The sequence below is a fragment of the Leptolyngbya sp. FACHB-60 genome (assembly GCF_014695775.1).
Lineage (GTDB): Bacteria > Cyanobacteriota > Cyanobacteriia > Phormidesmidales > Phormidesmidaceae > Nodosilinea.
In genome coordinates this window covers 76,384-82,522 of record NZ_JACJOX010000012.1, presented here as the reverse complement: position 1 = coordinate 82,522, position 6,139 = coordinate 76,384, and the positions used below count along the sequence as shown (strand labels likewise).

Sequence of the window (6,139 nt, the reverse complement as noted above, 5' to 3'; positions counted from 1 at the left end):
CTTAGCAACATAGTCAGTAGCTTGCCCTTTTTTACGGTCACCAGTTTCATCAATTACTAAAATCATCGCCCGCTTGCCCACCAGGGCTCGAATCAGTTGCAACCGTCGATGTTGAAGTGCCTCAGTCCTCCACTGCGCCGTGCTCACAAAGTGATGCAAGCGTTGACTGTCGGGCAGACCCACTAAGCGAGCTATGGCAGGCAGACTTTTTCGTTTTAAGTCCGACATCAGACCTACGTGGAGATACTTGAAACATTCATAGCTGCGCACATCTTCAAACAAAGGACGATAGGCTTCGCAATACTCATCAACGAAGCCCACGGTACGGACAGCAAGTCGAGGTGTCACCATAGATACAGCCCTCTTCCATACTTTTTAGCTTTAGTTTACTTCGTCAATAGTGACTAAAGAGGGTTTATATCAAGTCCGTTTAAAGGAGCATAATGGGGGTATTGCTACGAGGGCTATGCCATGCCCAACCCTGTGCAGGTTGCCAACCATCTCAGGCTTGATGAGCTAGAACGCCGCTACCGTCAGGCGAAGGCCGGCATCGAACGCTCTCACTATCAGATCCTTTGGTTCTTAGCCCAGGGTCGCCCACCCGCAGAGGTGTCTGAGCTAACAAGCTACAGTCGAGACCGGATCTACAAAGTGCTGCGGGCCTACAACCAGCATGGACCAAGCGTGTTGGGCGACCAACGGCGTCACAATCCAGGGCAAGCCCCCTTGCTGGATGCGGTGCAACAAGCCCAACTGTGGCAAGCCCTTCAAACCTCGCCTGGGGATGGAGATCTGTGGGATGGTCCCAAAGTGGCTCGCTGGATGAGTGAGGTGCTCGGTCGCCCCATTCATCCGCAACGGGGGTGGGAGTACCTCAAGAGTCTGGAGATGCGCCGTCGTCGTCCTCGCCCTGAGCACGTCGAGAGTGACCTCGGAACCCAGGAAGCCTGGAAAAAAAACTCGCTGACACCGTAGCTGACGTCAAAGCCGCTCATCCTCAAGCCCAGGTGGAGGCTTGGGCAGAAGATGAGCACCGAGTTGGCTTGCACCCGGTCAACCGCATGGTCTGGGTACCGCTGGGTCAAATTCCCATTGCTCAGGTCAACTGGAAATACCAGTGGGTATGGTTGGTTGGCCTTGTTGAGCCCACGACAGGGCAGACCTACTGGTGGATCGTGCCAAAACTCAACGGGCAAGTGTTTAGCCAAGTCCTCGCTGATTTCGCCGCCCATTTTGACCTTGGCCCTAAGAAGCGCGTTGTCCTAGTGTTGGATCAAGCGGCCTTCCATACAACCCCTAAAATCGTTATCCCTGAGGGCATCCATTTATTGTTTTTGCCACCTAAGTCTCCCGAGTTGCAGCCCGCAGAGCGGCTTTGGCCCGCAACCAACGAGGCCATCGCTAATCAGAGTTTCGAGTCGTTAGACCAATTAGAAGCGGTCGTAGCCCAGCGTTGTCGAGTCTTGCTCAACCGACCGGCGTTCATTCAAGGCCTAACGGGCTTTCACTGGTGGGTAGAGGCTGTGAGCTAATTATCCCTGAATAAGCGGATTTGATATTACCCAGCCGCTCAACCCCAAATGTTAAAGCCCACTTACTGCCTTAGCAAGCGGGCTTTGGGTATAGAGTGCGTTATCAAAAACTATGCTTTTTCTAGAGAGTTTCGACCGTTTCGGCGTAGGTGTCGCCATCAAAGGGCTGTACCCCCGTTTTAGGATAGTTGTCGTCGTCGGGGCCAAAGATTCTGCTGATAGGTTCGGCAAAATATTGCATTAACCCATCAAAAAAGTAGCCAAATACTGAGAGATTCAGACCTTTCATGACTGGCACCTCGCGGCTTAAGGATATTGATGTAGGCAAACTGTAGCGATGCTTGTAGCGGGTCAGGGCTTTGTTATTTGGTGTACCCTGATACTTAAATGCTACGGGATCACCCGAGGCTGGCGGTGCGACAGTGACCATTCTTTACAGCGGTTGGCAAGTTGTAATATATGGAGTGCACCCTTAACGATTTGGCTTACCAGTAAGGAGAGTTTCCTGTGAAACGCAGTCACGCAGCGATCGCTATTTTGTGCGGGCTCATGGGCAGTTGGGCGGTCATTCCCGATGCTCAAGCTGCTGCTCCAGCACCGCCTTCCCAGGCTTTGAACGATTTTGGGCAGGCTCTTGAGCCGGTGCCGCCCCTGTGGCTGGCCCAAAGCAGTAACGGCCTCAGCAGCGCCCAGCAAGACCAGGTCGATGAACTGCTGCGCCAGGGTCAAGCCAAGGTTACGGCCCGCGACTACGCTGGGGCGATCGCGGCCTATCAGCAGGCAGCCGCCATCGACCGCCGCAACCCCCGGCTGTTTTCGGGCATTGGCTACCTCTACGTGCAGCAGGAGAACTACGACGCGGCGATCGGGGCCTACCAAAGCGCGATCGACCTTGACGGCAGCAACCTGGCTTTTCGCTACGGTCTAGCCCACAGCCAGTACAAAAACGGCCAGCTTGACGATGCGTTGGCCACCTACCAGGGCATTCTCAGCAGCAATCCTCGGGAGGTCAACGCCCACTTGGGCATTGGCGGCATTCAAATCGAGCGCAACGACTACGACGGGGCGCTATCTACTTACCAAGACTTAGCCCGCATTGCCCCCGGCAACGCTCAGGTCTACGAGGCATTAGGGTCACTCTACATTCAGCAAGAGGACTACGACCAGGCTCTTACCTACCTCAACCAGGGGTTGCGCTCTAACCCCAACGACGGCGATCTCCACGTTAGTGTGGCCAACATCTACCTACTGCAAGAAAACTATCCTGAGGCCACCAAAAACCTGCGTGAGGCGCTGCGGGCAGAACCTCAAAACGCCAATGCCCAGCACCAGATGGGCTACGTGCTTTATCAACAGGGCGATCGCGAGGCCGCCTTTGACTACCTGGTGCGGGCCGTGCGCCTCGACCCTGAGCTAGTTACCGCCCATGCCTTGCTGGGCGAGTTGCTGCTCGAACGGGAGCAATACCTGCAAGCCGTGCTTTCCTACCGCAAGGTGGTCGATGCCCTTCCACAAGATCCTGCCGCCTTTTATAACCTGGGCTTGGCGCTCCACGGGCAGGGGCTAGAGGCCCAGGCTCTCTCGAACATAGAGCTAGCGGCAATTTTATATAGCCGCCAGGGCAATACCGAAGGGGCTGCCCGCGCCCGTGAGCTGATGGCCTTCTGGGGCTACGAGTAGTAGCCCATGCCCGAAGGCCCCGAAATTCGCCGTGCTGCCGACAAGCTCCATCGGGCGATCGCAGGCAACATCGTCTCTGATGTGTTCTTTGCCTTCGACCACCTCAAACCCTACGAGGAGAAGCTGATCGGCCGCACGGTGACGGCGGTCAAGCCCTACGGCAAGGCCATGGTCACCTACTTTGACAATGGGCTAGGGGTCTACAGCCATAACCAGCTCTACGGCATTTGGGTGATCTGCAAACCCAATGCCGTCTCCGCCACGCGTCGTCAGCTGCGCTTTGCGGTGCATACCTCCCGTCGGTGGGCGCTGCTCTACAGTGCTTCAGATATTGAGGTGCTAGCGGCAGACGCGGTGCTCACCCATCCTTACATTGCCAAACTTGGCCCCGACACCCTCGATACTGCCATTACTCCAGCGACAGTAGCAGAACGTGCACTAAGTGCCTCCTTTCGCCGCCGCCAGTTTGCCACCCTACTGCTCGACCAGGGATTTCTTGGCGGCATCGGTAACTATTTGCGCACCGAAATTCTCTACCTGGCGGGCATTCATCCCGGTCAGCGGCCCGTAGACTGCACACCCACCCAAATTGCCGCCTTTGCCGAGGCCGCCCTGGCTCTGCCCCAGCAGTCATACCTGCACAACGGCATTACCAATGACCTGGCCCTGGCCACCCACCTCAAGCAAATCGGCTATCGCCGCCGCGACTATCGCCACTGGGCCTTTGGTCGACAGGGCAAATCCTGCCACCGCTGTGGTGACACCATCGCCAAGATTATGATCGGTGGCAGGCGTTGCTATGTCTGTCCACAGTGCCAGTCAATCAACCGCTAGTAACCGATAGGCCATCCAGCAGCACCGAAGGCGTGTAGCAGGAGCCATTCCAGTCGCCGTCGCTGCCCAGTTCCACATTGTCTTTGAGGGCGGTATAGATATTGCCTGCCACCATGGTGTCTTTAACGCGGCCCACCAATTTGCCCCGATGAATGCGGTAGCCCAGGTCGATATTTACCGAAAAATCACCCGCAATACCCGGATCGCCGCCCAAAATTTGGTCGACCAGCACCCCGTTGTCGACGCTGGCAATCAGTGCCTCCAGGGATCGTGTACCCGTCTCAACCAGGGTGTTGTAAAGACTGGGGGTAGGGTAGCTGCCCAAACCAGGCCGGAAGCCATTGCCCGTGGACCCGGCCCCCAGAGTACGACCAACGGCGCGATCGCAGTAAAACAACGTCACCACCCCTTTGTCGATAAACACCAATCGCTGAGTGGGGGTGCCCTCATCGTCAAAGGGACAACTAAACGGCCCCGCCTCTGGGTCTTGCAGCAGCGTCACACGGGGAGATGTCATCTGCTCACCTAGGGCGCTGCTCCAGGGAGACGATCGCTCTACTACCCGCTTGCCGCTGAGGGCCGACTGAAGCGTGCCCCAAATCATATCGGCGGCTTTGGCGGTAAAGATCACCGGCATGCGTCCGGTGCTGACCTCGGCAAATTCCTCAGCCCAGGCTAGCCGCTGCAACACCTGGTCAGTCAAAGCCTCTACCTCCAGGCGATCGCGCTGGGTTTGGCCATCGCTGACGCTCAAAAAGTCATCGCCCCTCACCCAGTCAGCTGACAGATAGCTGCTTAGGGTCGCATCGCTGTAGTGGCTATCGAGCCCTTTTGTATTGAGAATTCGGGTGGTTTCCACATCACACTCCACATCGACGCCGCAGATCACCTCGGGGTAGGTGCTGCGAATGCGATCGATCATGGCTTGCCCCCAGTCGATTAGCTGCTCTACCGGCACCTCCTGGCCCATGTCGGGGTAGTGGCGGTGGTTGCCTTCGACCAAGTCAACGGTTTCGGGGTCGTTGAGGGCGCTGATCGCCAGAGCCTTATCGATGATGGCTTCGGGATCGACATTGCCGTAGGCCACCGCCAGCCCAGGCCGACCATTGATCCAGAGGCGCAGCGCTGTGCCCAGGGCAGCGGAAGTTTCAAGCTGTTTGAGACGGTTGGCTTCAAAAAACACGGGCCGCGATCGCGATCGCGACTGCAGCACCTCCGCCGCTTCGGCCCCCCGTTTGAGGGCCAGGTCTATGAGTTTTTCAGCTAGCGAATCGTCGGTAAGACCAGGCACCATGGCAATCAGCGGGCAGGGGCGTAACAGAGCTATTTCATCTTCCCGGATTGCGGTACCCCTGCAAAGGGCACAGGTCTAGATAGCTCATCCCAAAGACCCGCTTCGCTAACTGTTTTTGGCCCTGGGGTCGTCTACAGCCCCGATTCAGCGGTAGAATAGCGAAGCCCCTTTGGAGAGGTGGCAGAGTGGTTGAATGCGGCAGTCTCGAAAACTGCTTTGGGGAAACCCAACGAGGGTTCGAATCCCTCCCTCTCCGTACCGTGGTTTAAGGCTTTCAGCCTTAAACCCTAACTGCCGGGGAGTCGCAGCTAGGGCAGTTTTTTTGACCCAAAATGCCATAACTGCGTGGAAAATTGGATCAAAGCTAGATCAGTTTTTCCATGAACCGCATCGACCAGGCCGTAGAGCAGGCAAACCGAGGGCTAAACCGGATCGAGATAGTACAACGAGGACGCAAGCTAGCCTTGCGTGGTTCTCTCCCCAAACGGCCTGGTGAGGGCCGGGGCAACAAACAGACTACGATCTCACTCGGGGTGTTTGCCAACCCTGACGGCGTAAAAGTGGCCACTGCTAAGGCCCAGCGCCTTGAGTCTGATCTGAATATGGAACGATTCACCTGGGCCGAGTGGGAGAAGGGTGAAAACTCTGCTGGGGGCAAGAGTGCAGCGGCTTGGGATAAGGAGTATGGGGCTGTAAAGGCAGAATCTGTGAAGACCAGCACCTATCGCACTAACTACCAGGAGCGTTTGGAATCATTGCCAGATAAACCTCTTACTGAGTAACTGCTAATCAACCACAT

At 56.5% G+C, this 6,139-nt stretch carries 6 protein-coding genes, 1 tRNA gene and 1 pseudogene; 5 read left to right on the top strand and 3 right to left on the bottom strand.

Translation table 11 applies throughout. The features are described from left to right. Positions 1–351 (bottom strand): transposase (locus tag H6F57_RS03605; protein ID WP_190624724.1); only part of this gene is annotated, 351 nt, incomplete at its 3' end. 120 nt (positions 352–471) lie between these two features. Between H6F57_RS03605 and H6F57_RS03600 the strand changes: the two are divergent. Further along, positions 472–1,532 (top strand): annotated as a pseudogene (locus H6F57_RS03600) (IS630 family transposase). Between the two features lie 121 nt (positions 1,533–1,653). Here the strand turns inward: H6F57_RS03600 and H6F57_RS03595 are convergent. Then, complete coding sequence (locus tag H6F57_RS03595) at positions 1,654–1,821, bottom strand: isochorismate synthase (protein ID WP_190624723.1); 168 nt, start codon at positions 1,819–1,821, stop codon at positions 1,654–1,656. Between the two features lie 218 nt (positions 1,822–2,039). Between H6F57_RS03595 and H6F57_RS03590 the strand changes: the two genes are divergently transcribed. Both H6F57_RS03590 and nei read left to right on the top strand, forming a co-directional pair. Further along, entirely contained in the window at positions 2,040–3,212 is a 1,173-nt protein-coding gene (locus H6F57_RS03590; RefSeq protein WP_190624722.1) for a tetratricopeptide repeat protein, read from the top strand. A gap of 6 nt (positions 3,213–3,218) precedes the next feature. Continuing rightward, positions 3,219–4,046: an endonuclease VIII gene (gene nei / locus H6F57_RS03585; RefSeq protein WP_190624721.1), complete on the top strand. Its 828-nt coding sequence runs from the start codon at positions 3,219–3,221 to the stop codon at positions 4,044–4,046. Here nei and H6F57_RS03580 read toward each other — a convergent pair. Then, positions 4,036–5,340, bottom strand: a complete 1,305-nt coding sequence (locus H6F57_RS03580) for a TldD/PmbA family protein (protein ID WP_190624720.1) — start codon at positions 5,338–5,340, stop codon at positions 4,036–4,038. The two genes, nei and H6F57_RS03580, sit on opposite strands and share 11 nt — an antisense overlap. A 171-nt stretch (positions 5,341–5,511) precedes the next feature. Here H6F57_RS03580 and H6F57_RS03575 point away from each other — a divergent pair. After that, a tRNA-Ser gene (locus H6F57_RS03575) sits at positions 5,512–5,596 on the top strand. 124 nt (positions 5,597–5,720) lie between these two features. Further along, entirely contained in the window at positions 5,721–6,122 is a 402-nt protein-coding gene (locus tag H6F57_RS03570) for a hypothetical protein (RefSeq protein WP_190624719.1), read from the top strand. Positions 6,123–6,139: the final 17 nt, after the last annotated feature.

What these genes read in the sequence shown, in the direction of transcription:
- H6F57_RS03595 (WP_190624723.1), bottom strand. Translation starts at nt 1,821, where the DNA reads ATGAAAGGTCTGAATCTCTCAGTATTTGGCTACTTTTTTGATGGGTTA.
- nei (WP_190624721.1), top strand. Translation starts at nt 3,219, where the DNA reads ATGCCCGAAGGCCCCGAAATTCGCCGTGCTGCCGACAAGCTCCATCGG.
- H6F57_RS03580 (WP_190624720.1), bottom strand. Translation starts at nt 5,340, where the DNA reads ATGGTGCCTGGTCTTACCGACGATTCGCTAGCTGAAAAACTCATAGAC.
- H6F57_RS03570 (WP_190624719.1), top strand. Translation starts at nt 5,721, where the DNA reads ATGAACCGCATCGACCAGGCCGTAGAGCAGGCAAACCGAGGGCTAAAC.